Annotated in this window: 27 protein-coding genes and 1 pseudogene; 6 read left to right on the plus strand and 22 right to left on the minus strand. The window is 44.0% G+C overall.

The features are described 5' to 3' along the window. The first annotated feature begins 6 nt into the window (after positions 1–6). The 3 genes from F0220_RS17310 to F0220_RS17320 all read left to right on the plus strand — a co-directional run bounded on the left by F0220_RS17310 (position 7) and on the right by F0220_RS17320 (position 3,010). A complete protein-coding gene (locus F0220_RS17310) occupies positions 7–1,239 on the plus strand; it encodes an aminopeptidase (protein WP_091019543.1) in 1,233 nt (410 codons plus the stop codon). Positions 1,240–1,488: 249 nt separating this feature from the next. Continuing rightward, positions 1,489–2,079: an RNA polymerase sigma factor gene (locus F0220_RS17315; protein WP_074095416.1), complete on the plus strand. Its 591-nt coding sequence runs from the start codon at positions 1,489–1,491 to the stop codon at positions 2,077–2,079. Further along, positions 2,057–3,010: a hypothetical protein gene (locus F0220_RS17320; RefSeq protein ID WP_105599072.1), complete on the plus strand. Its 954-nt coding sequence runs from the start codon at positions 2,057–2,059 to the stop codon at positions 3,008–3,010. Before F0220_RS17315 ends, F0220_RS17320 begins: the two co-directional genes overlap by 23 nt. A 2-nt stretch (positions 3,011–3,012) precedes the next feature. Here the strand turns inward: F0220_RS17320 and F0220_RS17325 are convergent, their stop codons facing one another. Continuing rightward, on the minus strand, positions 3,013–3,525 hold the full coding sequence (locus F0220_RS17325; protein WP_105599073.1) for a hypothetical protein: 513 nt from the start codon (positions 3,523–3,525) through the stop codon (positions 3,013–3,015). A gap of 232 nt (positions 3,526–3,757) precedes the next feature. On the opposite strand from F0220_RS17325, the gene F0220_RS17330 reads away from it, so the two are divergent. After that, the gene (locus F0220_RS17330; RefSeq protein WP_105599074.1) at positions 3,758–4,402 is read left to right on the plus strand and encodes a hypothetical protein; all 645 of its coding nucleotides are present in this window, start codon (positions 3,758–3,760) and stop codon (positions 4,400–4,402) included. 69 nt (positions 4,403–4,471) lie between these two features. Here F0220_RS17330 and F0220_RS17335 read toward each other — a convergent pair whose 3' ends face one another. The 18 genes and pseudogenes from F0220_RS17335 to F0220_RS17420 all read right to left on the minus strand — a co-directional run bounded on the left by F0220_RS17335 (position 4,472) and on the right by F0220_RS17420 (position 20,553). Then, positions 4,472–5,788 (minus strand): hemolysin family protein, encoded by a 1,317-nt coding sequence (locus F0220_RS17335; protein WP_091019552.1) that lies wholly within the window; start codon positions 5,786–5,788, stop codon positions 4,472–4,474. 382 nt (positions 5,789–6,170) lie between these two features. Continuing rightward, on the minus strand, positions 6,171–7,745 hold the full coding sequence (locus F0220_RS17340; protein ID WP_105599075.1) for a sigma-70 family RNA polymerase sigma factor: 1,575 nt from the start codon (positions 7,743–7,745) through the stop codon (positions 6,171–6,173). A 224-nt stretch (positions 7,746–7,969) separates the two neighbouring features. Further along, positions 7,970–8,428 (minus strand): spore coat protein GerQ, encoded by a 459-nt coding sequence (gene gerQ / locus F0220_RS17345; RefSeq protein ID WP_373419893.1) that lies wholly within the window; start codon positions 8,426–8,428, stop codon positions 7,970–7,972. A 75-nt stretch (positions 8,429–8,503) separates the two neighbouring features. Further along, positions 8,504–8,926: a cell wall hydrolase gene (locus F0220_RS17350; RefSeq protein ID WP_091019611.1), complete on the minus strand. Its 423-nt coding sequence runs from the start codon at positions 8,924–8,926 to the stop codon at positions 8,504–8,506. A gap of 160 nt (positions 8,927–9,086) precedes the next feature. After that, positions 9,087–10,772, minus strand: coding sequence for a hypothetical protein (locus tag F0220_RS17355; protein ID WP_146117076.1), 1,686 nt, complete (start codon positions 10,770–10,772; stop codon positions 9,087–9,089). A 204-nt stretch (positions 10,773–10,976) separates the two neighbouring features. After that, positions 10,977–11,726: a glucose 1-dehydrogenase gene (locus F0220_RS17360; protein WP_076250310.1), complete on the minus strand. Its 750-nt coding sequence runs from the start codon at positions 11,724–11,726 to the stop codon at positions 10,977–10,979. A gap of 147 nt (positions 11,727–11,873) precedes the next feature. Beyond that, positions 11,874–12,266, minus strand: a complete 393-nt coding sequence (locus tag F0220_RS17365; protein WP_105599077.1) for a DUF2500 domain-containing protein — start codon at positions 12,264–12,266, stop codon at positions 11,874–11,876. Between the two features lie 209 nt (positions 12,267–12,475). Then, the gene (locus F0220_RS17370; protein ID WP_091019561.1) at positions 12,476–12,700 is read right to left on the minus strand and encodes a hypothetical protein; all 225 of its coding nucleotides are present in this window, start codon (positions 12,698–12,700) and stop codon (positions 12,476–12,478) included. A 175-nt stretch (positions 12,701–12,875) separates the two neighbouring features. Further along, positions 12,876–14,033, minus strand: coding sequence for a collagen-like protein (locus F0220_RS17375; protein ID WP_149846708.1), 1,158 nt, complete (start codon positions 14,031–14,033; stop codon positions 12,876–12,878). A gap of 311 nt (positions 14,034–14,344) precedes the next feature. Then, positions 14,345–14,938 carry a C39 family peptidase gene (locus F0220_RS17380; protein ID WP_149846709.1) on the minus strand — a complete coding sequence of 198 codons (594 nt, stop codon included), beginning with the start codon at positions 14,936–14,938 and terminating at the stop codon, positions 14,345–14,347. Positions 14,939–14,979: 41 nt separating this feature from the next. Continuing rightward, the gene (locus F0220_RS17385; protein ID WP_149846710.1) at positions 14,980–15,474 is read right to left on the minus strand and encodes an AAA family ATPase; all 495 of its coding nucleotides are present in this window, start codon (positions 15,472–15,474) and stop codon (positions 14,980–14,982) included. 60 nt (positions 15,475–15,534) lie between these two features. Then, positions 15,535–16,281 (minus strand): class I SAM-dependent methyltransferase, encoded by a 747-nt coding sequence (locus tag F0220_RS17390; protein ID WP_149846711.1) that lies wholly within the window; start codon positions 16,279–16,281, stop codon positions 15,535–15,537. A gap of 81 nt (positions 16,282–16,362) precedes the next feature. Continuing rightward, the gene (locus tag F0220_RS17395; protein ID WP_105599083.1) at positions 16,363–16,788 is read right to left on the minus strand and encodes an NUDIX hydrolase; all 426 of its coding nucleotides are present in this window, start codon (positions 16,786–16,788) and stop codon (positions 16,363–16,365) included. 66 nt (positions 16,789–16,854) lie between these two features. After that, the gene (locus tag F0220_RS17400) at positions 16,855–17,634 is read right to left on the minus strand and encodes a phosphotransferase family protein (protein ID WP_188310486.1); all 780 of its coding nucleotides are present in this window, start codon (positions 17,632–17,634) and stop codon (positions 16,855–16,857) included. Between the two features lie 60 nt (positions 17,635–17,694). Continuing rightward, positions 17,695–18,873, minus strand: a complete 1,179-nt coding sequence (locus tag F0220_RS17405) for a serine hydrolase domain-containing protein (protein ID WP_258170226.1) — start codon at positions 18,871–18,873, stop codon at positions 17,695–17,697. Further along, a complete protein-coding gene (locus F0220_RS33250; protein ID WP_105599086.1) occupies positions 18,819–19,487 on the minus strand; it encodes a serine hydrolase domain-containing protein in 669 nt (222 codons plus the stop codon). Before F0220_RS33250 ends, F0220_RS17405 begins: the two co-directional genes overlap by 55 nt. A 21-nt stretch (positions 19,488–19,508) precedes the next feature. Further along, positions 19,509–19,682: pseudogene (locus F0220_RS32975) on the minus strand (class I SAM-dependent methyltransferase); the annotation flags it as partial. Between the two features lie 352 nt (positions 19,683–20,034). Further along, positions 20,035–20,553: a DUF3231 family protein gene (locus tag F0220_RS17420; protein ID WP_105599087.1), complete on the minus strand. Its 519-nt coding sequence runs from the start codon at positions 20,551–20,553 to the stop codon at positions 20,035–20,037. A 473-nt stretch (positions 20,554–21,026) separates the two neighbouring features. Between F0220_RS17420 and F0220_RS17425 the strand changes: the two genes are divergently transcribed. Further along, entirely contained in the window at positions 21,027–21,872 is an 846-nt protein-coding gene (locus tag F0220_RS17425) for an MBL fold metallo-hydrolase (RefSeq protein WP_105599088.1), read from the plus strand. A gap of 145 nt (positions 21,873–22,017) precedes the next feature. Here the strand turns inward: F0220_RS17425 and F0220_RS17430 are convergent, their stop codons facing one another. After that, complete coding sequence (locus tag F0220_RS17430; RefSeq protein WP_017688124.1) at positions 22,018–22,227, minus strand: hypothetical protein; 210 nt, start codon at positions 22,225–22,227, stop codon at positions 22,018–22,020. Positions 22,228–22,375: 148 nt separating this feature from the next. Continuing rightward, entirely contained in the window at positions 22,376–23,653 is a 1,278-nt protein-coding gene (locus F0220_RS17435; protein WP_181155452.1) for a WD40/YVTN/BNR-like repeat-containing protein, read from the minus strand. Between the two features lie 335 nt (positions 23,654–23,988). Here F0220_RS17435 and F0220_RS17440 point away from each other — a divergent pair, with 335 nt between their 5' ends. Further along, positions 23,989–24,918: an L-lactate dehydrogenase gene (locus F0220_RS17440; protein WP_091019581.1), complete on the plus strand. Its 930-nt coding sequence runs from the start codon at positions 23,989–23,991 to the stop codon at positions 24,916–24,918. 278 nt (positions 24,919–25,196) lie between these two features. On the opposite strand, the gene F0220_RS17445 is transcribed toward F0220_RS17440, so the two are convergent. Then, positions 25,197–26,117, minus strand: coding sequence for a tyrosine-type recombinase/integrase (locus F0220_RS17445; protein WP_091019582.1), 921 nt, complete (start codon positions 26,115–26,117; stop codon positions 25,197–25,199). Positions 26,118–26,156: the final 39 nt, after the last annotated feature.

Raw genomic sequence — 26,156 nt, forward strand, 5'->3', positions numbered from 1 at the left:
ACTCACATGTTAAGTTTTGAACAAAAAATGGATCGTTACGCTGAACTGGCTGTAAGAGTAGGTGCTAACGTGCAGCCAGGACAAGTATTTGTCATCTCTGCGATGATTGATACCGCTGAATTCGTACGTTTGCTGGTACGAAAGGGGTATGAAGCTGGCGCCAAGCAGGTGATTGTAAAATACGGAGATGAAACCGTCAATCGATTGCGGTTTGAGATGGCCCCTGAGGAATCCTTCCAGGAGCCGCCGAAATGGCATGCAGCGGAGCTTGAAGAACTGGCGGCCAATAATGCAGCCTTTCTAACCGTATTGTCATCCAGTCCAGACCTGATGAAAGGTATTGACCCGGAGCGGATTTCCACCCATCAGCGTACATTTGGTCAGGCAATGGCCAAGTACCGTCAGTATCAACAGGCGGATAAAATGAGCTGGACGGGTGTGGCTTGTCCTTCCCCCGATTGGGCAGCCAAAGTATTCCCGGATCTCCCGGCAGCCGAGCAGGTTAGCCAGCTGTGGGAAGCCATTTTTTCTGCAGTGAGAGCCGATCTGGAGGACCCTGTAGCGGCTTGGGAACAGCATATCGAACGACTGGAGACCAAAGCCGTTGCCCTGAACAACAAGAAGTATCAAGCATTGCATTTCCTCTCACCGGGGACGGATCTTACTGTCGAGCTTCCAGAAGGTCATATCTGGGCGCAGGCAGGTAGCGTGAATGAGCAAGGCACCCCTTTTGTCGCCAATATTCCAACAGAGGAAGTATTCACTGCTCCAGCCAAACATGGCGTTAATGGCAAAGTGTCCAGCACCAAACCACTCAGCTATGGCGGCAGTATCATTGATCGTTTTTCACTCACATTTGAGAACGGACGTATCATTGATTTTCATGCCGAAGAAGGTCAGGATACGCTGGAAAGACTCATTTCCATGGATGAAGGATCTCATTACCTCGGCGAAGTCGCTTTGGTTCCCTTCCATTCACCGATCTCTGAGAGTGGTATCCTGTATTACACTACATTGTATGATGAGAATGCATCGTGCCATCTTGCGATTGGCAGTTCCTATGCATTTAATATCGAAGGGGGCAAGACGATGTCTCCCGAAGAACTTGCCGCTCGCGGCATGAACTCCAGCATTACTCATGTGGATTTCATGATGGGCTCTCCCGAAACGGACATCTACGGTATTACGGCAAACGGCGAACGTGAAGCCATCTTCCTCAATGGAGACTGGGCATTCTAACAGATAACGGTTGATTTCTCCCCCGTTATATATTTTCACTGAAACTGTCATCCAGGCTGTCTTGCAACCATGTGTTCATGGTTGCAAGACAGCCTTTTTATTAATTTTCAGCAAACTGTCCTGGAGGCTGCACACGCTCACTCCATCTGGTTTTTCTCGGACCAACCTCCCATTGTATCGTTTCCATATTATGTTGTAAAATGTAATGATACCAATGTTTGTGGATTGTTCACCAGAAAGGAGAACATCATGGCCAATCGGCTCCAGTTATTACTAGCCTCAGATTTCCATAATTTAGGCTCTGCACTTCAAGAAGAAGTGTATTATGAATATTATAATATGGTACATGGTCTTATCGTTTATATCATCAAGGAGCGTGCTGCAGCAGAAGATATTATTCAGGAAGCTTTTATCAAAATTATTAAAAACAAACCCATCTTTGAAGACGAGGTCAAACTGAAAGCCTGGCTCAAGGTTGTCACACGGAACACAGCTATTAATTATCTGAGAAAAAATAAAAATAACCGTAACCAATTGGATACGGATAGTGTTTTTATAGATATGGAGACGATGAATCAGACGGCAGCTTCCGTGGAAAGCATGGTAGAAACGCAGATGATGGAAGAGTCCATTGAATATTATCTCGGACAGCTCAAACCGGAATATCGTGTACTGGTGGAGTTACGGTGGAAAAAAGGTCTCTCCTACCGAGAGATGGCCGAACTGCTGGATACCTCCGAAGACATTGTGAAGCAACGCTTGTTCAGAGCCCGTGGCAGTATCAAGAAGAAATTACATAAGGAATGGGGTGGAAGCATTGAGCAAAGGCAAGTCCGATAAAAACGTGGAGCAATACGATTCAGAGCTGGAAGACGAATATTTCGACGCTGCGTTTGACCTAGCTTTTGATGAAGCTTTCCATCAGGCCGTTTCTGCCCCTTCCGCCTCCCATACCGAATCTATGCAGCAATCCTGGCAGAAGGTACAACGGGAAATTAACAGAATTGGTTTACGTAAAAAAAGAATACGTACCTTGCGACTTTCAGTTGTCGTAGCTGCGTCCGTGACCATCGGAGCCGTTATTTTCAGCCTGCCATCTGGTACGCAAGCGGTATCCCCTTTTGTGCAATCCATCAAAGATTGGGGTAATGGCATGAAATCCATTATCATCGAGGATCGCACGACCCATCTGGGGGCTGATCCATCAACAGCCAAAACGCCTCCACCACCGGAAACCAGCTTAGACGACATTCTTCAATTACAAGAAGAAGAAGCTCTTAATACACCTTCGTATGAGTTATCGAGCCATCTGCTTCGTCCAGTACTTGTTACGGAAGAGATCGCACGCGAAGGGTTCATGGGTGACTTTCTGTTATCCAAGGCCATTCCCGAGCGATTCAACAAGGTCAAATTCGAACTCGTGCTTGATACTGAAAACCCTGTGAATCCAGACGATTATTATGAGTCCACACAAATGAGAGTTCAATATACCAGTGAAGGCAAGAGCATAGAGGATGAGATCATCCAGTTTGATTATGTCTATGTCATGCCTGGGGAGAAAATTGAAGGGGCCATGCTTCGTGATATGAGCACCGTAAAGCTGGCGGATGGCTCGGAAGCACTGATGTATATCGGCCCACCCTATAACTCTTTTCAGTGGATGATGGGTTCCAACAATATGAGTCTGTTTGGAACCCTTTCGGAAGAAGAAATGACTGCGATTGCCAACGATTTTCAAGAGCAAAAGTTTCCCGGCAGCACCCGTCGATAAGATCAGAATAACACAGTGCCAGAGACATGTTTGCTTGTTTCCGTGGTACTTCCATCATACGCTGTATGAATACTGGTAACGCGATAATAATATCCTGGCATAACGGTCCAATCCGATGCGGCATTCAGTAAGTTTGTATTCGTTGCATTGTTGGAATTCATTTTAAAAGTTACCCATGCTGTTCCTGTCCAGCGCTCGAGTCGATAATCTACGGAAATTGTCTTCATTGCTGTATATGTCATGGTCTTGGTATTGACGATAGCCGATAGTCCACCCCCAGGAATGACTGCACCGACCGCTTGATAGATATGTCCAAGTTCTCGAGTGTTAGCAAGCGAATGGATGGATGGTTCCGGCGGAGGTGGGGGTGTAAGAGCACCAGAGGACACGTTGATCATCGGGCTTGCAAAGGCTGGTTCGGACGTAGGTATAGCTAGGATTGTTGGCACCATTAACAAGGCAACAAGGGTTATTTTTAGCATAGATGCTGCACTCTTTGTTTTCATTTTCCGCATATTGATCCATCCTCCGGTTCCATATTTGATTTTGTGTAAGGGTATAAACGGACGGATCGGGTGACAGGTTTCAAAAAAAATTAGACGCTCCGATGTTTCTGTCGGCAGCGTCTTTTATCTTTGCATGCATCTCCAGCATGGTTGAAACCTAAATTATTCCAGCCCGTATGTATTGGGTAATGGATTCACGAAACCATATTAACCAACAAGATTTGCAAATGAGGTATATAACTTGAGTAAGCTTCAATCCAAATCCAAAAGGCATCGTCAAAGCTCCAATCCGAATGAACTACACATCGAAGTTTCCAGCTCGTTCAAACGTTGGCTTATTATCTTGGTGAGTGCGCTTACCGCAGGGACCTTAATATATTTCTTGGCTACAGCTCGGGAAAGCTGGATAAGCATGGGGATTGACCGCTATGTATTGCCCTTTATGATCTGGGGACTTGTACTGTCCCCCATCCTTGCTTTTCTTTTCCTCAAGCAGAGCGGACGAACCCTTTCCCATGTCAAATTTTTACGTGTTTTCGGGATTGCTTTCTGCCTTCTGCCTCTGGTACTTCTGTTTTATGTGCTACCCGTAACACTTCGCATGGTGAATGATCACTTAACCCAGTATAAACAAAATCCGGTGTTATCCACCACTAAGGTGGGGGACTACAATTCCTACGAGGTTACTTTCGTTGACATGTACGATATCATCACGATAAAGACACCGACGACAACCAAATCCACTCGAAAAAAGCTGAATATCCAGCATGATCTCGCTCCTGGAGAGAATGTTTATGTTACTTATAAGCGAATTTATATCAAAAATAGCTTGGTCACAGAGAACCGTTACGCCGATATTGTCATTCACGCACCCCAAGAATCATGAGCATGCAAAGAAGCTGTACGATGACCATTACGTCACCATACAGCTTCATTTGTACCGATTTCGATCTGGCTATGCGCCTTCTTCTTCAACCAACAGTTCCAGCTTAATCACATTCACTCGGGAAATCCGCTTATGCTCTGTCTCTTGAATGACAAATACATAACCCCCATACTCAACCGATTGACCGACCTCAGGTGGAATGGCATCTACTCTGGAGTATAACCAGCCCCCGATGGTGTCGTAATCGGCACGATCCATCTCCAGTCCGAATCGTTCGCTGACTTCTTCAATCAGCATCAATCCATCAATAGAGTATTCCATCTCATCCACTTGCTCAATGGCAGGACGCTCATGGTCGAATTCATCCTGAATCTCGCCTACGATCTCTTCCATGATATCTTCAAGTGTGACAAGCCCGGAGGTTCCGCCGTATTCATCAATCAGAATCGCAATCTGTGTCTTGCTACGCTGCATACGTTTGAGCAGATCACTGATGAGCGTGGTATCTGGCACAGCCAGGATGGGCCGGATCACGGAGATGGTATCCGTAAGTTGGGATCGCATCAGATCCTTAATGTGAATAAAGCCGATAATATGATCCTTGTCTCCGTTATATACCGGATACCTTGTTCGCATACTCTCACTGGCAATCTCCAGATTCTCCAGCATGGACTCATTGGCATTCAGACAGATCATTTCCGTCCGTGGAATCATAATTTCACGGGCAGTTGTATCCGTAAAATCAAATATATTATCAACAAGTGCTAATTCAGTGTTATCAATTAAACCGCTCTTATTGCTTTCTTTCATCAGAATGCGTATTTCATCTTCGCTATGTGCAGAGTCCATCTCCGAAGCTGGTGCCATTCGGAACAGTCTCAACAAGCCGTTAGCCATACCGTTCAGTGCCCATATGAATGGATACATTAACTTGTAGAAGAACGTTAGCAAAGCCGCAGACCACAACGTGATCGTCTCAGACTTTCGAATCGCCATCGTTTTGGGAGCAAGTTCTCCCAGTACAATGTGCAAGATCGTAATAATCACAAATGCAATGGCAATAGAGATTCCATGAACGTAGACTGGTCCCAGTCCAAATGCGGTAAACATGGGCTCTAACAGATGTGCAATTGCCGGTTCTCCCAGCCACCCGAGTCCCAGTGAAGCCAAAGTTATACCTAGTTGGCAAGCTGACAGATATGCATCCAGATTACGTACGATATTGGAAGCATAGATGGCATTTTTGTTGCCTGTTTCCACCAAAGCCTCAATCCGGCTTCCACGAACTTTCACCATCGCAAATTCCGCCGACACAAAGAAACCATTCATTAATACAAGTAAACCAATTATTACTAAATTTAAAATACTCGGTAAGGGGTCACTCAAATTTTCATCCTATTTGCCGTCATTCTTCGGCAAATAGGTCCACCTCCTTCGAAAATGTAGGATATTAGCCATTCTGCCGTTCATATGCAATTTCAACTTCCCAATGCTTCCACCTCCACCTTGTTCTGTCGAATAACAAAGATATGCTTCTTTTATTATATAATTCTACACTACACAGTCAATCCGTGTCCTATGACAACGAAATGGCACAAACGCCTTTTTTCTTTAACAAAAGTCTCGATTACGCTGTTTTATTTACATTTCACAAACATTGGTTTAAGGAAACCAAAGAGAGCATCCTCGCTCATGCTTCCGCATGGCTGGATACTCTCTTTATGCAATACTGTTATTTTCTCCAGATTCTATCCGCTAATTACGATGTCTACTCAATCTCCACTACGGTTTCCGAAGCGGGGTTCCAGCGCCAATTGGCTTGTTTCCCGCTTGGGTTATGCAATCCACCGATCCAGAATTCATCCTGCTTCAGCAGTGCCCAATCGACTTCTCCATTCAACACCTTAATTCCGAGTTCCGTTAGTGACAGGACTCCGTCACGGAATTTTTCATCATGCTGCTTGAAATTAGGGAAAGTGGTTGCACCGCTCATCTGAAGAAGGGCATGAGGTCTTTCTGTCATCCGCCTCAGATGTGCCCAGTACTCAAGATCACCCATCCCGAGAATATGCAGCTTGTCCCCTACCTCGTGAAATAATGAATACGGATGCTCCCCACCTGCTCTAATGGTCTCTAGTGTTGTCTGCTCAATGAGCCCCAGACCGTTCGATACAGATGGCAGACGGGACAAATGTGCCTTAAAGGCAGCTTTCGCAAAGGGTAGCGCAGAAGTGTCTGCCTGCAAGTAATCCAGATGATGCCGGAAATCAGTCGACGTATAAGCTTCCCAGAACTGTGCACCGGCTTGTAGCTCCTTTTTCTCAATCAGATGCCAACTGCCGGACAGACGTTCCATCTGTGTGGAAGTAAGCTGTCCCAGTCCTCTAAAATGCTCAATCTCTGGATACGAGTCAATGCAGAGCAGATTCAATTTCGTATTCTGGAGTGCTTGTCCTCTGAAATAATGCAATAGGTAAGATAACATCGTCTGATCATAGAGATCGTATTCGAACCATAAGACAATTTCCTTGTATTGTTGAAACGAATGCAACTTGCGTTCAAGCTCCTCAATCTTCAAGTATTCCGTCTGTGGAATGCCCAACTGCTGCTCTAACACGGATGCCCGATTCTGCCGCTCCTTTGTACCTCCCATCTCTTTGGCTACCGGGCCGAACGTATACAACTCTCTCCATACCAGGATGTCTCCCTGAATCCCACTCTCTCTTAAACGATTGGCAGCGTGATCCCCATTCATAATGTGTAACAATCCTTTTCCCCCTTCATACAAGTCACTGAATACAGAGACCAGATCCCTTACAGGCATAGAACGCTTGAGTTTGGATCGGGCATCGAACAATCTTTTCTTTAATGCAGGTACCTTGACCCCGAGGAAATCCGATATTTCCTTGAGCGAGTATCCTTCCAAATAAAACAGTTCAACAGCAATCCGCATCGATGATGGCAGTATTGCAATGGAATTACGAAGCGTACGATGCATTTCATTTTGCACCGCTTGTTTTTCCGGATCATGCGCCTGATCCTCTTCATGGAATACATGCTCCAGCTCCTGAACTGGAATCATCGTATGCTGCTTGCGTCTTAGCCAGCGATAACACTGCCTCTCCACGATCACCTTGAACCACCCGGGAAAAGCCTCAGGAGCTTCCAGCTTGGACAGATTGCCAAAGGCTTCAGTAAACGCCTCCTGTACGACATCTTCAGCCCAAAATGTATCTCCTAAACGATTGTAGGCAACAGCAAGAGCCATCCCGCGATATTGAGACATCAGTTGTGTGTAAGCTTCGGTTTCGCCCTTCATCGCTCCTTCAATCCATGAATTCAATGCTATGGACTCCCTTCATATAAGCATGTTGCTTGTTCTATTCATGTATAAGTGCCATGTTATCGCCAAAAGGTTACGTATGACTCTAAACTATAGTAACCTTCGTATATATGTTTATGTAAAAAGCTGTCCTGTCTGCGGATTACCTCCACATTCAGGACAGCGAAGTAAATCATTATGTGTTAAACATGTCAATTATCATTCAAAATGATGCGGGCCAATGATTATCTGCTTGGAGCTTGCGGGTAATTGCCTACCACTCCTGGATATTGATACAACAACGGCTCATCAAATGTAGCATAGTCAAAGTTGACCATCAACAGCATGATCCGTCTTCCAGTCTTCGGATCGCTGATAATAATATGGTCACGGCCCGCTGCTTCAATAATACCTTGGAATATGCGAGCATTCCATTCTTTGTTACCTTCGTATGTCATGTAGAATGTACCGAATTTACCAAGGTTCAAACGTAGAATATTCTCAATGTACGATTGCTCAAACTGTGGAGCCGTTGTCGTAACTACAGCACCCGTAGGTGTCATTGGACTTCCGCTGGATACGAGTGGCGGTACGCTAGTCGAGCTAGGGGATACCATCCCTGGTGTTGGCGACATGGAAGGCATTCCGTTACCGATTTTGTATGACGTACCTTGAACCTGAGAATTGGCTTGTTGACCCAACACAGAATTCGCTTGCTGACCCAGTGTTTGAGTCATTGGTTGATAAGGCTGATTAATCATAGTGATTCCTCCCAAAATTTAATATACTTCCGGACAATCGTCGCCTGTCGGACTGAAGAAACAATGTGCTTTGAAACGTCCTGTATTTTGCTGGTCATACCACGTTGGTGGGCAGTCGCCCACAGGTCGGAAAAACCACAATGAATTGCTCGCTGGCCAGATGCGCTCTCCATTGATCACCCGTTGTGCGAGACGAATCTCGGACTGTCTTGCCCGTTGGTAAAAGTACCCCTTCTGTGTTGACTCGTAGCCTCCTGGATTCTGGAATACCATACGATTGATATCGCGAATATCCTTAAAGTCCAGACAATCCGCCAACACCCGGTTCACACCTACATTGCCCACAAGCAACATACCCTGTTCGCCGTCACCTTCAGCCTCTGCCCTCATGAGCCTAGCCAGCAGCTTGACGTCCTCTGAGTTGGCTTTAATAACAGCCATAGTCTGTTTCCTCCCTTGTTTCAGCTGTTCATCACCGTACATCGTATTGTGCAGGAGCCCATTCGGTGACACGATTCCATCTTTTTTCCATAAAAAAAAGCCCGGAACCTCACCCAAGGTGAAGTTCCGAAGCAAGTTATTTCTTATAATACTCGCCTGTTTAAGGCTTGGCTTCAATCCAATAATCATAGGCATGTACAATATTGCCCTGGTAAGCCTGATGTTCGGCCAGCAGATCCGGAAGCTTGGCAAGCTGAAGTTCCATCTCCGCTGCCCCTTTCTCATAAAAAGAAATATGAGGACCTTCGTGGTTCTGCTTCATTTCTACCGAAATCATCAACCTTTTTCCCAGACGATCTGCAATCTCCATCTCCTGACTCACAACAGCAGCAATGCCATTGGACCCTTCGGCCTGATTACGGAATGCCATCATCGACACATGATCAAGTGTATCAATCATGAACTCTGTCACAGACATGTCTTTTCCCGGCAACGGGAAGGTATCCAGCCATACAGCAAGGTCTGCACTTGTTTCGAGATCACTGTCCTTCTTCGTTTCTTCCTGGAAAAATGTAATGTTGGCAGCCCATTCGGTCAGAAGGGTGTCCCGACTATTCTCCCACTCCGGCAAGGTGTAAGGCTCAATATCCAGATGGATGCCTTCAAATCGTTCATCCGGCTCGGATTCCGCATTATAGTTTTTCACATAATCAATCAAGCGCTTAATGCGTGGACGGTTCTCCTTCTTGCCCCAGATGGGGTGTCCACCCATCGCATGGATCTCGATGCCCTCTGCTTTTGCCCGTTTCACAAAACTGCGGTAACTGGAATAGGGTTGATCCAGATCTAACCGCACATACAACCAGTTAATATTCTGCTCTCTAGCAAACGCTAGTATGTGATCTCCCCCGTCATTCGTCACCTGAGAGGCCTCCCAGATATACGTTCCCCGAATCTCTGGCTGATTGGATGGAATCTCCGGTGATGGCAGTTCTGACGGCTCCAGTTGTCCCCAGTATACGATGTCATGTACAGCAGAACCGACGTAAGATGTATGTTCACTGAATGCGGAGGCAACTTCTTCAATAACGCTTTCCAGCTGCGCTGCACCTTTACCGGCAAAAGTCGTGAATTCCTCGCCAGGCATTGGCTTGGTGTTCAACCCAACGGTGACGCTCACATTGCTGGCATCGGCCCAGTTCATTTCCTGTTCAATTAAACGTATAATACCATTGTTCCCTTGCGCGTTATCACGGTAAGCGAGTAAAGTGACATGCTCCACTCGTTCAATGAACCAACGTGACAATGGTTCGTTATCTGCATCCTCAGAGATTCTATTTCCTGTGACGGTATAGGAATCCAGCCAAAATGGCAGGTCAATATTCACTGCAATTGCGCCATCCTGTCTCACTTGCTCAAATAACAGATTCATATTGGCTACCCAGGATTGTACCAGTGGCTTGGCATCTTCTTTCCAGGCTGGTAACACATAGGGCTTGATATCCAGATGTATGGCATCAAATTGCTCGTTGGTCTCAGCAGCTTGATTGTAATCACTTACCCACGACGCTAATCTTAGCATGGGGCCTTCACGGCCACTGAGCGCCCAAGATGGATCGCCTCCCAGCGCTTCAACCGCAATACCCGCACGGCTTGCTTTGGCTATAAACGTCTGGTATACCTCCTTGGGCAGCGACATGTCTACATTCACGTACAGCCTGTTTATCTTATGTTTAGCTGCATTGGCCAACAGCTCATCTCCGTTGCTAACAGACTGTGCCTGCCATACCCAGGCCGCCCGTATATCTGCGCCGTCAGCTTCAGCAGGTGACTCATTCCCTATCATTATCATCCCTCCGATCAGCAATAACAGCCAAAATACCTTCCGGGATTGTTTCCCGAACATATACTCCCTCCATTCTTCTACTGTTGTAAAATCACATTTATTATAGCAACCGAGTTATTAAAAACAAATAAGCCCAAGTGCTTAACTTGGGCTTATTACTCTTAAGTTGGGACAGCTTAGGGCTCGCCCGGCTTAATCCCGGTTCTAGTCCTCATATATCATTTTTCGGGTCATGCCTCCATCAATAACGAGGTTGGTCCCTGTGACAAAGGTATTGCTTGGATCAGACAAATATAGACAAGCACGGGAGATATCCGAAGGAACACCTACACGACCGGAGGGATGCTGTTCATGATCCTCCTTTTTCAATTTCTCCACGTCACCTGTCTCAATCCATCCCGGACTGATACAATTGACCCGAATTTGGTCCTTGCCCAGTGAGACCGCCAGCGCATGTGTCAGAGCTACAATCGCCCCTTTGGATGCGGCATAAGCTTCGGTATCCGGCTCAGACATCAGCGCACGGGTAGAAGCCATGTTGATAATGGCACCCCCGTGTTCATTGCTTTTCATATGTTTGGCTGCTTCCCGACTCGCCAAAAAGCAACTTCTCACATTGGTATTGAGTACATCGTCCCATTCTTCCAGCGTCAGCTCATAGGGTGACTTCCACTTGGCGAGTCCCGCATTATTCACCAAAACATCAATTTGCTTGAATTCTTCCACGGTTGTACGAAAAAGATTCGTAATATCCTGCTCGCTCCGAACATCACATTGAACAAAGATGGCTTCTCCGCCTTCATTACGAATGGAAGCTGCGGCTGCCGCACCCTCGGCTTCCTTGTGATCGGCAAGTACAACTTTGGCTCCAGCGACCGCATAAGCCTCAGCCACACTTCGTCCTATCCCTTGAGCAGCACCGGTTACAACAACGACCTGATCTGTAAATGACATATTGTTTGCCTCCTCTATGGTAATGATCCTTCGATCATAATCTTATTAAGCCTCTTCTTATATAAAAACACGTTAGGCCCATTAAGAAACGCTTGTCCAGTAATTAATCAAAAAAAGCTCACGCCATCCTGGCGCAAGCTGCTCAGTTTAACCCCGTAGGCGTTCAGAATATACGCGATTATATCGCTCGAAACCTACATAACGCGTTCCTTTGAACGAGAGCCGTCCTTCATCCCCCTCAGCGCACAAACCATACTCTTCGCCATCGACTTTGAATTCAAGCCGATCTCCACTTTCTACTTCAAAGGTGACGTAGTATAACGTTCGTGCTGTACTGCCCGGTTCAGATTGCGACTGACTCATCTTCATCCGTCTGCTGGTGATTCGTGAAGGCACGGTCAATAGCGGCTCCGAGTTGTTGCGTCCCCACTTCCATACCTCCTTTCCCATCGACAGAAGGACTATACCTATAATCAGAACAAATACAACCGGAAAGACGGTTCCAAACAAATCAAACATCCAGGATGATTCAATGCCCATGTCTCTCCCTCCGTTCATACAACTTAGGACAGCCGGAGTCTTGACCCGTCTCCTGTAATGTATATGCACGTAAACAAGGAACTTGTTATCGGGATTGAAATCGAACGGGTTCGAAGGGAAAACCCTCCGGCAGAATACCGAAGGGTTGTTTCATACGAAAATAAGTACTATTTCATTATCTAATACATTGCTTAACTAGCAGCCCTGTTTTACTTAAAGGTTGTTGCAAATCGATGATCCAACAATATAACCTGATTGACCTGTCCCTCTTTTGTCAGCATAAACGATGCACGATAGATAGCCAGATCATCTTTTTCAGCTTGCAGCCCTTTCTCATCCAGGAATGTTTCCTTCTGAATATGATAGGCATAATCGATATTACGTTCAGATTCGACTAAAACATGTTGCTTGCCATACAGTGACGTTTTCACCATTCCTCACAAAACAAAAAGAGTATCCGATATGTAGTTACTCCTGTACCATTATCCGCTCCAACTGAGATAACAGCCTCAGGTAAAACACTGCTATCTCAGTTCAAGCAAACCCATGTTACCGTTGTGGATGCATATTTAATAAAGTTGAGAAAAGTTTGCTAGCCTGTTAACGGACTCATGCTAATTGTGTGATCACAAGATGTGCGGATACAGGTCTAGTTCCGCCCGCAAGTGGCGTGATTGTTAATGCTGTAGCATTACCAGCCGGGTTCCGCACGGTCAGAATAGAATTAATCACGGTTGTCTGCACCAAAGCCATATCAACAATCTGAGACGTTCCCGTTGCTCGCCCAACTACAGTAGGAGCCAAGTCTGCCCCATTGAGAGTTAAGATTAATTGACCTGCTTCATTGATACTCACCTGGAATAAAATCTGATACGTACCAATGGCTGCTAGATTGAATGAACTAGGCCCCGTGCGGGCGATAGTTGTTCCACTTGTTGGCCCATCCTGAGGAAAGCTTACATCCGTACCGGGAGCAACCGTTGCTGCATTATCAGGTGGCATCAGTGCGAAAAAGTCAGCGAATCCCAGCACGCTTCCGGATGCTCCTGTTGCACCTGTAGATCCTGTTGCCCCAGCAGGACCAGCTACTCCTGTCGCTCCTGTCGGGCCTACTGCTCCAGCAGGACCCACCGCTCCTGTTGCACCGGCTGGGCCTGCCGGGCCTACTGCTCCAGCAGGACCTACCGCTCCTGTTGCACCGGCTGGGCCTGCCGGACCTACTGTTCCAGCGGGACCTACCGCTCCTGCTGCACCGGCTGCGCCTGCCGGACCTGCTGCTCCTGTCGCACCCGTCGGCCCAACTGCTCCAGCGGGGCCAGGAAAACCTTGAGGTCCAATCGCTCCGGCAGGGCCTGGATTACCTTGCGGACCTTGTGGCCCTACAGCCCCTGCTTCTCCCGGAATCCCCTGTGCTCCCATGGGTCCAGCAGGTCCGACCGGACCTTGAGAGCCTACCGCTCCAGCAGGACCAGGCTGTCCCTGAGGTCCTTGTGGTCCAGGTGGCCCCCCCGCTGGTCCTTGGGCTCCAGGCGGCCCTTCTGCCCCTTGTTTACCTGGAATACCCTGTACGCCCTGTACGCCTTGTATACCTTGTGGTCCTGTTGGGCCAACGACAGTAGGGGTAGATATGTTCACCTCTGGAGGCGGACATTTTACTTGAACGAACTTTTTAACGACTTTCAATCGGCGGTCTTTTCTTTTAACTTTACATGGATGTAATGTTGCCTTTTTTCTCTTCATACGTTTTTTCACTTCTGAATGACTCACCGTGTGGACACCTCCCTATGGACATAGTTTAACGTACGTATGTAGATGAATAGATGCGTGGACGAACAACCAATTTAATTAAAAAGCTTATCTGATTTATAAGAAAAACTATAAATTCGGTAGCAACTGCCCATACGTTTTATCTATACTTCATAACCATCGATTAAAGCGAGCTTGTTTACGTGAGGAGATTTGTTCACAGAAAAACTCATGCCAATTGGGCATGAGTTTCATGTTTTAACCATGCAGATTTTTCGAATAATGCCAATTCGTTCGTTCAAAGTAAATACCTTTCCCTTGAGCGGGACTTCTTAAGTCTGCTTCGGATGTACGACGATATATGAGTTTTGACAAAAGGGTAACCATGACCCCCATACCGTGTTGAGTTCACTTATGCTGATTTTTCGGTTGTAATACTCTTCATCACAATTAATCTTGTGATCTAACGATTCTGCCAAGTAAAAATGCGTTTCATCATAACCAACGACGGGAACAAAATGCAAATAACGTTGTTTGGCATGTACTCTAATAAATAAAATAACAGGCACCCCTTGGCTGATCTGTTTCTTCAACGTATTCACATTTCCACGTAAGTACATTGCCTGATATCCTAGTTTCCTGAAAAAAACAACAACTGCTTTGGGGTATACGGTTCCATCTAGTAATTTGCGAGGATAGGTCTCATAAAGCTTAGTTCCGTTGGACTCCAAACCGAAATGTCTCAAGACGAACGCACTGGAAAATGCAGCACATTCGTAGTTTTTCTGAATATCCAACCGATTTGAAGATTGAATGTAATATGTGCTTGGTACATTGACTGTGTACATGCGATCTTTCTTAGGAAAACTGAAATAAAAGGAGATCACCCAGAGAATAATCAACCAAAGTAATACATTGAGAAACAATTCGTGACCTCCTTCGTCTCATCAAGATGTCTTTTAGATGTTCATTCCTCGCACCAGTTCTTTAAAACCCATTTTTTAATTTGTTCAGCTACTCCCACTGCTGTAAGCTCTGTCGTATCAATTGTTTGCATTGGCGGGTCAAATGCAGTTTTCGAATTTTGGAGTAGCCAATTTGCAAAATTCTTGTGATCTTCGATCGAGTTTTCATCCCACCCACGAGCTCTTAAACGCGTCTCGCGAGTAACGTCGTCACAATGCAAATTCATATATAGAATTCGATCAAATCGATCTATGTAATCTGACAATGCAATGTTTTCCGGCACCATCGTTCCACATAGAACAGTCCCTCGTCCACTTAGGGATATGCTATACGCAATCCTCAACCAATTCTCTTTGGCAATCTGCCAATCCACATTATCGATGATATCCATATCAAAGACGTCAAATTCGGGAAGCTGCTTGCGAACAAACGAAGAGATCGTTGTTTTTCCTGTTCCACTTGCGCCCGTCACTATAAATAGCGGTAATTTTCTCATAACTAGCTCCTTTAGTTAAAATAAAATTTGATAGTCCGCTCTCCGATTCACTTCATTTAATCATCGTTTTCTTGCTTTAATCACAAAGGTAACAGGTAACATCTTCGCTCTTTTAAGGAGATTATCGCTATTATCAAGTAATTGCATGAGATCCTCATCGGATTCCTCGATCATTTGTTCAATGACAAATTCCGCTTTCGCCAATGCATTGATATAGGTTGATATTTGACGATCCGCTAAAGTTAGTTCACCCTGAACAAAATCAGGAGATACCGCATACCATGATTCATCAGAATATGGCTTATTAAAGATAAATCTATCATTTTCTTCAACAACACATCTATGAATTGGATGAGACCAACTGAAAATAAAAATGCCATCTTTCTTTAAATAAGAAGCGATTCGGCTGAAAGTACCTTGAAGATCAGTGGTCCAACCTATGGCGTAAATCGAATACACAGCGTCAAAATAATTCGTAGGAATACCACATTCCTCTTCCATAGGTGAACATATCAATGTTGCCGAAATACCGTGTGTACTCAAGTGTTGTTGTGTCTTTTCTATCTGTTTCTGGGATATATCCATACCCCATAGCTCGCCAGCTTTGTGGTCTCCATGATACTGCAAGGATTGACCATCTCCACAGCCCATCTCTAACATCTTTAATCCTGAGACATCACCAAAAAGTTGGTGTTTTTCTTCTGAGATAAACGCTCCATAATGTGGAAGCACGATCGCTCTCAAAAAGTCATTCCCTTTTGTATTCCAATAGAAGCTGTTTGTTTCATAAACACTGTTCTTGTCCATCTGTTAACCTCCCTTTATACACTACATCCAGAACATCACTTGTTACCCTCGTTGAAATATGTAATCTCATTTCCGGAAACATTAAATATTATTCTTATCACTGAACTCAATGCAAAAAGGTTGCATCTCAGGGTTCAAGCAATACTCTATTCTTTCTCTGAAGTTTTTCCATTCGACTTTTAAAATCGCTTTTTCAATTGGAAAGAAACCAGAGTCTAAACTCTCAGATGATGTCGTTAATTCCCCGCCTATCGGTCTTGCTAGAAATAATGTGTTACATATTGAATTTTCGATATTCTGAAATATTCCACAAAACTTGATGATTTCAATGTCGATGCCAGATTCTTCTTTCGTCTCTCTAATTGCAGCTTGACTAAGAGATTCTCCTTCTTCTACTTGACCACCTGGCATTTCCCATCCTCTTCGCGGCCCTCTAATAAGTAATAATTCATTTTTGTCGTTTATCACGATTGCAGCGGCAGATAAGATGTGTTTTGGAGGGCTCATTTTTTCGACTCCTTCTAAAGAGATTGGATATGCATTTGAAGAACGTAATATAAAAACAAAAACACACTAAAAGAAGTTATATATCCCGTCTTCAAAATAATTGTACTCTTCATCCGTGACTCTTAACTTTCCATACCCCTTATAAAATATTACTTTATCTCTTTCATTATCAAACGCATTAGGTTTTGGTCTAATGGCTAATGCTACATCATATCTTGGATCGCCATAAGCGGCACCTGCCCAGTCAATAACTCCAACAATATTGCAATCATTAACTAGCACATTATCTATAGTAAAATCTCCATGAATGAAAGTGTTCTCTATTGGTTTTGGTCTTGCTTCTTTCAACTGTTGAAGTAGTTCTGCTGATCCGTCTACAGCAAAATGATTTAGATTATATTCTGCTTTGTTAAGCATTGTATCTAACCAGGGACTGTCATTGTTCAATAATTCAATGGGACAAGAGCATTCATGTATTTTCTTTAAACAAAGCCCAAAGTTAAAAATCGCTTTTTCTTTACTTTGGAGGTCAGGCATCTTAGCGAGAAATTCTCTTAAACTTATTCCGTTAATATAATCCATCAGAAGCCATCTCGATGTGTCCTCCGTATGAAATGAATATACCTTTGGAACAGGGAGTCCCGAATGATGAAGGTATTGAAGCACCTTATATTCATCGGATAACCATTCATTATATAGATCGTTTTCTGTCTTCTTGATGATGTACTTTTGGTCAAACGTATCCAGTATAGCCACAGTAGAAGTATGACCCTGCTTAGGAAAAGTGATTTTCTGAACTTTCCCTATATGTTCTTTTATTTCAATTGGGAGATCTTGAATGTTCATAGTTTTATCCTTTCTACAATTACATGCCCTTTTGATCATGTTCTCGTCGATAATTTCGCTCTAAAAGTACAAATCCCATCCCATAATAAAAGCAGCAAATAGGAAAGCCGACATGCCAGACATGATGTATACCGCCTTTTGCTTGTTACTGTAACTTCTCTTCAGCAGTTTGTAGAACATCAAGACAAGGTACGCCACAGCTAGAATTACATAAAGCAGGTTTAAAATGAGATGTATGCGTAACGAAGAATAAGGGGCAAAGCCTAAGGCGCGCATGAATAATAGGATCGTATTCAAAATGAATGCCAGACTGGCAATATTAATGGCAATATGATATTTATCAAATCCTGTGCCGGGTCTTTCCCAGTTTTTTAATTTGTATTTGGATAACCGAATAAAATAGCCAATTATAGCTCTCAAACTGAGCAGGATGGCTACTGCAAGAGCAATGAAAGATGCTTTGATCAAGTATATCGTTAAATTGGATATGGGCAAAAAGTCATTATAAGACATAGAAACCTTCTCAACAGTGCCATTACGCTCAACAGCATTTGCAAAATTACTAAGGTCAAATGTGGTATACTTCTGCAGACTTAACATTGAATACGCCTTCGTAAAACCGGAAACGACCCGTCGCGCAGGCAGATAATATCCTCCACTCTCAGATGTAACCGAATTTGTACTGAAGCTACTTCCAAACACCTTCTGGACAAGACCAATGTTATAAGCCATTTCATTTGACTGGTTTGTCATGACCACGAATCCAAAATTAGACTCCGGATCAAAAACAAATTTACTTGTAAATCCCGCCGTACTTCCAGCGTGTTCCAGTACAGGCACCCAGTACTCTACTTCAAAGAAACCATGTGCAATACGAGGAGTAGAAGTCCCATCGTAATATAGACTGGTTGACAGCATCTCGTCTAACGTTTCCTTGTTCGTGAATAATAAATTGCTATGATCCACCGGCATTAAGGCTGCGAGAAATTTAGCTGCATCCTCTGCTGTACCAATGGCGGCCCCCGCAGGGTATAAGCTTATGTATGCTCTGTTCTTAGGGATGAGTTTCAGACTCGTGGTGTATCCTTGAATCTCATTTCTCTTTTTCAAGACGTTTAGATTATCATGCTGTGACGGGTGAATCGAAGTTTCTTTCATATTCAGCGGTTTAAATATATGTTCATTTACATATTTATTAAAGGGTTGTCCGCTCTGTAATTCAACGATGTAAGCAGCCATAGCCGTACCATAGTTTGAATAAGCAACAACACTCCCAGGTTTATCGATCTGCCTTGGTTCAAATTTTGTAAAGCTTCACCTAATTCCACAATATCACTCTCGGATGAATACCATAAATCGATCAATCTATCCTCCCATCCTGCGTTATGATGCATAAGGTTCATTAGGGTAATGGGAGCATCATATTCAAGCTTCTTTAGAAAACCTTCTGGTAAATAGTCCTGAATATCGGTATCCAAATCAAGCTTTCCCTGTTCTACAAGCTGCATAACACTCGTCCAGACCAATAGTTTAGAAGTTGAACCCCATTCAAATACAGTAGAGGTGTCTGCCTTTCTCTGTTGCTCAAGATCTGCGTATCCATAGGCCTTATTTACAATAGTCTCACCGTTCTTGATAGCTACAACCGAAACGGCAGCGGTGTTCTTCTGATTCGTAGCCATATATGAATCAATCGTTTCCTCTAGTGAAGACAACGCAATCCTGGAGGGCGTAGTCTCCACCTTCTCTACCTCAGCGTGCGCAGGTACCGCACATGTCATAATGATTAAAGCGAGTGACAGAAAACAAGTAACTGCTTTGTTAACATAGTAATATTTTTGATTAATCTTCATTGGCTACCCCCTTATTATCTACTATAGTTTTCGTGCCTTTACCACAAAGGTTATAGGGAGCATCTTTGCTTTATTGGCAAAATCATCGTTTTGCATTTGCTTTAATCCTTCATCAGATTCCTCAATCAATTACTCAATGGCAAATCCCGCATTTGCCAACGCATTCACATAGGTTGATAGTTTACGGTCCGATAGTGGTGGCTTAAATCAATTCCACATTTTGAGAAAATCACCTTAATTATTTATATAATAACCTGTGCTGCAATATTTGCGAAGTACATTTAAAAGCGCATACATTTCACTCCAAATCAAAAAAAACCCTCCCGTAGGTGCGTTCTCCGTGAATATAGGCTAAGCGTATATCAGATCCATCTTACTATCTTTTCGCTGACATACGTTTGTAGTTGTACAAGCTGATTTATTGCTTCCTATCTCAGTTTCTAATCCTCAACAATAAGTGGTTACTTATTAATCCAGCACCATAATTTATTTTAAAATATAAAAATCCCTGCTAACTTTTATCGTCAGCAGGGATTTTTATAAATTTTTAAACCCCGACAGCTTCCGGTCTTTTCACTTGAAGAGGCGGAGGAATAAGCCAGCCTTTTTCTTTACTCATTTGGAGAATACGAAGGCCTAAAGCGGTTTTAGTAACGTGATATTTCGCAAATAAGGCTCCAATATCTTCTCTAATGGATTGGCCCATAACTTGACTACAAGCAACTAATCCCATCGAAGTATCAGACGCAATTTTTGCAGCTATCTCCGGATCTGTAAACCTTGCACCAACAGGAATGTCTTCCAGTTTTACTGGAGGTCTTTCAGGTAAAACTGGCGTTGGAGCAATTCCGTTATCAGTGAGGAGGGTGTCACACTCTTTAATCTCAAGTTTAGCTTGATCAATCAGTGCTTCCAATGTTTTTTTCAAATCTTTATCTCCTGCATGATTAGAAAATGCTTGGTAAAAGGAAAGAGCACCCTTAGCGACCATTGAACATTGCCATACGCTGAAAATTTCACCATAATGCATAGGTTCATTTTTTGGATTACCACTTAATATTCCCATCATAACAGCTCCTTCATATTTTATTTCCCACCAGAACTATAGTTCCATGTTCCGGAGATACATATTCATAAGTAATAAAATACCTATTTTGTAAGGAATGGTTTTTGGAAGCGATATAATTTTGTCTCTAGACAAACTAAGTATCAATAGAGGGAAAAGTTCATCCCTCTATTTGATTTAACTATCAGCAATCGTTTCTTTTCAATTTAATTACTAGCTGTAGCATCTAGATCATCACTGATTTTATGTAGATGTATGATTAACCAATGGTTGGTACTATATCATTTGCAGTTTCCCATTGTTTCCACCAGAGATCTGCTTGTAAAGCGACATGAATGCAAGGCGGTACTCTTGTCCATTGACAGTTTTTTACTGTATATATCCATCTGCGGAGGCTACGGAAAGTCGGATAATTTTAAACTTCTGGGTATACTACAGCAAGTCAATTCAACAACGTTAAGGAGGATGAGCTAATGAAAGAAGAATTGAATTACGGTACAGATTATAAGTTTGTCCCGGTAACTTCAGTTGGAAGTGGTGTAGGGACTGAAATATTACCTGATTTATTTTGCTACACTATCCAAATTGTAAATATCTGTTTAGTGGGTAACCCGAAATCTGACGAGTTCGTTTTAGTAGATGCCGGAATGCCAAAGTCAGCAAATGAAATAATTTCTGTCATTGAGGAACGTTTCGGTGCAAACAGCCGGCCCAAAGCGGTAATTTTGACCCATGGACATTTTGATCATGTCGGAGGGGTGATCGAACTCGTAGAACACTGGGGAGTTCCGGTTTATGCACATCCGCTAGAGCTCCCCTTCCTCACAGGGGTAAAAAAATACCCGGAACCAGACCCTACGGTTGAAGGTGGTTTGGTAGCGAAGATGTCGCCATCCTTTCCCAATGAACCAATAAACCTTGGAAGTCATGTACAAACGTTACCCGCGAACGGAAGTGTACCCCATATGCCAGGATTTAGATGGATTCATACCCCAGGACATTCTCCAGGTCATGTTTCGTTGTTTAGGGAAAGTGACGGAGCGTTAATCGCAGGTGACGCCTTTGCTACTGTAAAACAAGAGTATATGTATAAAGTATTAAATCAGGAATTAGAGATAAGTGGACCCCCTCGCTATTTAACAACAGATTGGGAAGCTGCAAAGCAATCTGTTGTTAAACTTGAGAGTTTAAAGCCATTGATTGCTGTAACTGGTCATGGACTACCGATGTCTGGTGAATTACTAACAACAAGCCTGAGAAAACTGGTTAATGAATTTGACCGCATTGCCGTGCCGGATTATGGAAAGTATGTAAACTAATTTTCCTCTTTGAGCATTGTACTGTGAAGTGTTAAATATGAGTGCGCTGTGGAAATGTGATTTTTTCAGTTGTTTTCAAAAAAAGAAAGCCCCCTGTTGGGGGCAAAACGTTGATATATCAGCTTTTTGTGATCAGTTTTGATTACTATGCGTACATCAAGTCCATATACCCGCGAGTTACATCTCCACCTTCAGCTGGTTCGGGTTGGTCTGCCTGTGCGTGTTCTGCCATGCAAGCCTTCACTGCATCCTCTGTTGTACAACGATTGGCATCGTCACATGTGTAGCATAATTGAAGCATGTATCTGGTTAATTCATCCGCCTGCGTGAATTGAGTTTGACCGTTGGTTCTCATCTTCATCACTCCTTCTCTTGTTGAGTTAAATATATCACCTTCTAGTGGATTTATTTGTGATTTATTTCACAAACTAAACAAAAAAAGAAAAGGAACCCTTAGGCTCCTCTCCTTTCTCTTATCTATTCACAACGATAACACTCTACGTTTATAGTACTTTCCAATGTACACCGCCATCTACCGTTTGCAATAACAACGATCTTTTGGCATCTGTATTTTCAACCAATATCCAGCCTAGCTTGGGGTTAACCATCTGAATCTTCACAATTTCCGGATAATCTTCGAGAATTTTCTCCAGTACACTGCTTGCTGGAAGTGCACTCCACGTTTTGCCCGCATCCTTGGTGTGGTAGGTTATGCCCTTTTGCATCGCCCAACCTTCCGATGCGTTCAGAAATACTGGTGAAAGGTTACGATTCGGACCCGTTTGTTTGTTTAAAGTAAAATTGGACAGCTTCCAGCTCTTTCCACCATCGGTGGTAAAGAATCCATTAAAGGTCGTGCTCTCTCCTTGAGAACAGGACATGGACATCCAGGCTGATTGCACTTCACGTCCAAAAAATTGTGGTGAACTAACACTGAAATTACCACACCCGTTAAATTTGTTTCGATCAAAGAAGGATGGCCCAGTATTCCAGTTCTCTCCGCCGTCTGATGTTACATACAACTTCGGTGTGCCGAACTCCAGCGCTGTTAAGAAACCATGTTTTGGATCCGAGAAAGTCATCCCCGTGGTGTATCCACGTTTGGAAATCTCTTCTGCTTCCTGTTTGCCATCTTCATCACTGGATGACATCCGATTCCAGGTAATTCCACCGTCCTCGGTAAAGTAAAGTTTCTTATCCTGTTTACCAATAGCGGTATCGTCCGTGGTGAGAATCCATCCTTTTTCAGGAGATACAAATGAGATCGCAGTCACTTTATCCGTCTTGGACAGAGAGGACAGGCTCCAAGTTACGCCCCCATTGTTGGTGCGAAGCACCATGGTATCTGTTCCACCCATACCTTCACGAACAATCCAACCATGTGCACGATCTACAAAATAAATGCTTTGTCCATATTTAGGGTTAGCCGGAAACTGTACATTTTCCGAAGGTGAAATATTGGTCCAGGTCTTTCCCTGATCCTGAGTGTAGTACAGGCGCAGCGCATTCCGCGTCACACCCCACGCCAATCCCCCGTTGTCATTGAGCAACTGAAAATCGGTTAATCGGGTCTGTATCTGGTACTTGGCCATATCTGCAGATTCTGTACTGTTTACAGGGGGAACAACAGTTAATGTCTGCCCTGTATTCCCGGCGTCCTCTTGCTGCTGCGGAGGTTCTGCTACCGGAGGTTGATCTGAGTCGGTGCATGCAGCGAGTAAGGCTGCTATACCTATAGACAGCAATGCTGTCTGCGCGATTTTGATCCATTGCGAACGCAAGTGGGTTCCACCTCTCTCATCCAATATACAGGCGCGCATGCCTGTCCTATGGCGTTATATTTACGATTCATCAGAATCCACTGCTCCTATTCTAACACAAACCTTATGTAAAAGGCTCATTGCCTACTCTTGGTTGGCCCGTTCCCTTTTTCCAACTCATACTCTGGGCTATAGGTCGTACATTTATTACCATTAATTTCATCCTAAACTGTTTTTCGACGGAATAATTAGTAAAAAGACATGAAATGTGAACTATTTTATAGACAACACTCGCTTTATATTCTCTGATCCCTTAATATGGATGGGAGTATAACCCAAAAGGAGTGGATATGAACATGACAAATAGTGCAGCATTGAAACCAAGTCGTGTCGTGATTGTAGGCATGGGTGCGGTGGGAACAACAACGGGATACACGCTAATGTTGAGACAGCGTTCGTCCGAGTTGGTATTTGTGGATGTGAATCATGATAAAGCAACCGGCGAAATGCTGGATATGAACCACGGTCTTCCGTTTACGGGTGGCGTGAAAGTATGGGCTGGCGATTATTCCGACTGCAAAGATGCAGATATCATTATTATTACAGCTGGTGCTTCCCAGAAGCCAGGTGAAACCCGGATTGATCTGCTGAAGAAAAATGCAAGCATTTTCAAAGATATTATAGAGCGTATTACTGAAGTGAATTCTCATGGTATTTTGCTGATTGCAACCAATCCTGTAGATATTTTGTCCTATACTTCATGGAAACAAAGCGGATGGCCTGCTTCCCGTGTCATCGGTTCAGGTACATTGCTCGATAGCGCACGTTTCCGTTACCTGATTGGTAAGAACAAAGGGATCGACCCGCGTAGTATTCACGCACACATTATTGGTGAGCATGGAGATTCCGAAGTACCCGTATGGAGCCTGGCTAACGTTGCAGGAACAGATCTGGAATTGGATGAAGAAACACAGCGGGATATTTTTGACCGTACCAAAAATGCAGCGTATGAGATTATTAATGCCAAAGGAGCGACTTCCTATGCAATCGCCCTTGCTCTAGACCGCATTGTAGCTGCAATTCTCGGCAACGAAGGCTCCGTTCTGAACGTATCCACTTACCTTGAAGACTACAATGGTGTATCGGATGTTTATCTGGGTGTTCCATGTGTTGTCGATCGCAACGGTGTGCGCGAGATTCTGCCTCTTCCGCTGAATGAATCCGAGAAAGTGGCTTTCCAGGCATCTGCTAACAAATTAAAAGAACAGATCGCTGGATTGGAATAATCCTGCCACAAAACACGCAACCATTCATGGTGTGAACGATTTAGCATGTTAAACGTTGTGAATTAAGATATCCGCGCTAGCCAAAAGAACCATTTGTTCTTCCAGAGAGAAGAACAAATGGTTCTTTTGTTTGGCTTCTATTTATATGCCTATTTAGTTATCAGATAATCAGTTTACATAATATTAATTATGTTCAAATCTCCACCATCAAATCAATAACAAAAAAAGCCTGTCACTTGGACAGACTCCTTTTTGTGTTAAATATTAGCTATTCACTTCTAATATGACGGAAGTTTAACGTCCAGCAGAGCCATAGCCTCTTCTTTCTCCCTGCTGGTGACGTGTGTGTACACGGTTGTTGTTTGAATCGACGCGTGACCAAGCAGTTCCTGCACCGTACGCAAGTCGGCTCCACGCCGTAACATCATGGTCGCGAAGGAGTGACGCAGCTTATGACTGGAGTAGTTTTGACGTTGATTGGCTGGTGATTCCTGCTGGAAGCGTTCAAACGTTTCCGTAGATATGAGCTGGATACTGCGAATAGACAGTCTTTTCCCTTTTTGCGAGACAAATAACGCTTCCTCTTTTGGCCTCCAAGGATCGAGACGCTCAGCCATCGCTTGAGATAATACTTTTGCCACGGTCTCCGGTACAGGGAGCGAGCGCCATTTACGACCTTTACCAAATACATCCAATGTACGCCGCTCCGCATTATAGTCTTTGCAATCCAACGCATGCACTTCTCCGACCCGTAATCCCATATATCCCATCAGTAGAAAAACAGCCAGATTACGTGTGCGATACTTCCCATCTACCGACTCCAGAAAACGTGTCAAACCACTTTCATCAAGGAAAACGGGCGCGCGGTTTTTCTCGGTTTTGGATTTCTTAATCCCAAAAGCCGGATTATTCGTTAACAATTCGAGTTCAATGAGGGACTTGTAAAAACAGTTCACCGCCGCATGTTTGCGATTTCTCGTGGCATCACTAACCCCACGCTCCCGCGCACGTGACAGAAAAGACAATACATGCAGCTTTTTGACCTGCTCCAGTGACTTTCCTTGAATGGAGACCAGGAATTCCACCACGTCACCCGTGTATGATTTTACCGTATGGCCTGTATATCCGGCGTCCTTCATCCATATGTGAAAAGCTTCTAGCTCGTCCGCATATTGCTCCTGAATCTCCTCGGTCATCATCTGTCTACGTCACCTCGATTCAGTTAAAATTGACTATGA

The sequence above is a fragment of the Paenibacillus sp. 37 genome (genome assembly GCF_008386395.1).
GTDB classification, from domain to species: domain Bacteria; phylum Bacillota; class Bacilli; order Paenibacillales; family Paenibacillaceae; genus Paenibacillus; species Paenibacillus amylolyticus_B.

Coding starts and splice junctions, on each gene's coding strand:
- F0220_RS17315 (WP_074095416.1), top strand. CDS start 1,489: ATGGCCAATCGGCTCCAGTTATTACTAGCCTCAGATTTCCATAATTTA.
- F0220_RS17370 (WP_091019561.1), bottom strand. CDS start 12,700: ATGGTGAAAACGTCACTGTATGGCAAGCAACATGTTTTAGTCGAATCT.
- F0220_RS17405 (WP_258170226.1), bottom strand. CDS start 18,873: ATGGCTGCTTACATCGTTGAATTACAGAGCGGACAACCCTTTAATAAA.
- F0220_RS17430 (WP_017688124.1), bottom strand. CDS start 22,227: ATGAGAACCAACGGTCAAACTCAATTCACGCAGGCGGATGAATTAACC.
- F0220_RS17350 (WP_091019611.1), bottom strand. CDS start 8,926: ATGGCTGTTATTAAAGCCAACTCAGAGGACGTCAAGCTGCTGGCTAGG.
- F0220_RS17420 (WP_105599087.1), bottom strand. CDS start 20,553: ATGGGAATATTAAGTGGTAATCCAAAAAATGAACCTATGCATTATGGT.
- F0220_RS17390 (WP_149846711.1), bottom strand. CDS start 16,281: ATGGACAAGAACAGTGTTTATGAAACAAACAGCTTCTATTGGAATACA.
- F0220_RS17440 (WP_091019581.1), top strand. CDS start 23,989: ATGACAAATAGTGCAGCATTGAAACCAAGTCGTGTCGTGATTGTAGGC.
- F0220_RS17445 (WP_091019582.1), bottom strand. CDS start 26,117: ATGATGACCGAGGAGATTCAGGAGCAATATGCGGACGAGCTAGAAGCT.
- F0220_RS17365 (WP_105599077.1), bottom strand. CDS start 12,266: ATGGGCATTGAATCATCCTGGATGTTTGATTTGTTTGGAACCGTCTTT.
- F0220_RS17355 (WP_146117076.1), bottom strand. CDS start 10,772: ATGATAGGGAATGAGTCACCTGCTGAAGCTGACGGCGCAGATATACGG.
- F0220_RS33250 (WP_105599086.1), bottom strand. CDS start 19,487: ATGAAGATTAATCAAAAATATTACTATGTTAACAAAGCAGTTACTTGT.
- F0220_RS17360 (WP_076250310.1), bottom strand. CDS start 11,726: ATGTCATTTACAGATCAGGTCGTTGTTGTAACCGGTGCTGCTCAAGGG.
- F0220_RS17385 (WP_149846710.1), bottom strand. CDS start 15,474: ATGAGAAAATTACCGCTATTTATAGTGACGGGCGCAAGTGGAACAGGA.
- F0220_RS17400 (WP_188310486.1), bottom strand. CDS start 17,634: ATGAACATTCAAGATCTCCCAATTGAAATAAAAGAACATATAGGGAAA.
- F0220_RS17325 (WP_105599073.1), bottom strand. CDS start 3,525: ATGCGGAAAATGAAAACAAAGAGTGCAGCATCTATGCTAAAAATAACC.
- F0220_RS17310 (WP_091019543.1), top strand. CDS start 7: ATGTTAAGTTTTGAACAAAAAATGGATCGTTACGCTGAACTGGCTGTA.
- F0220_RS17425 (WP_105599088.1), top strand. CDS start 21,027: ATGAAAGAAGAATTGAATTACGGTACAGATTATAAGTTTGTCCCGGTA.
- F0220_RS17395 (WP_105599083.1), bottom strand. CDS start 16,788: ATGAGCCCTCCAAAACACATCTTATCTGCCGCTGCAATCGTGATAAAC.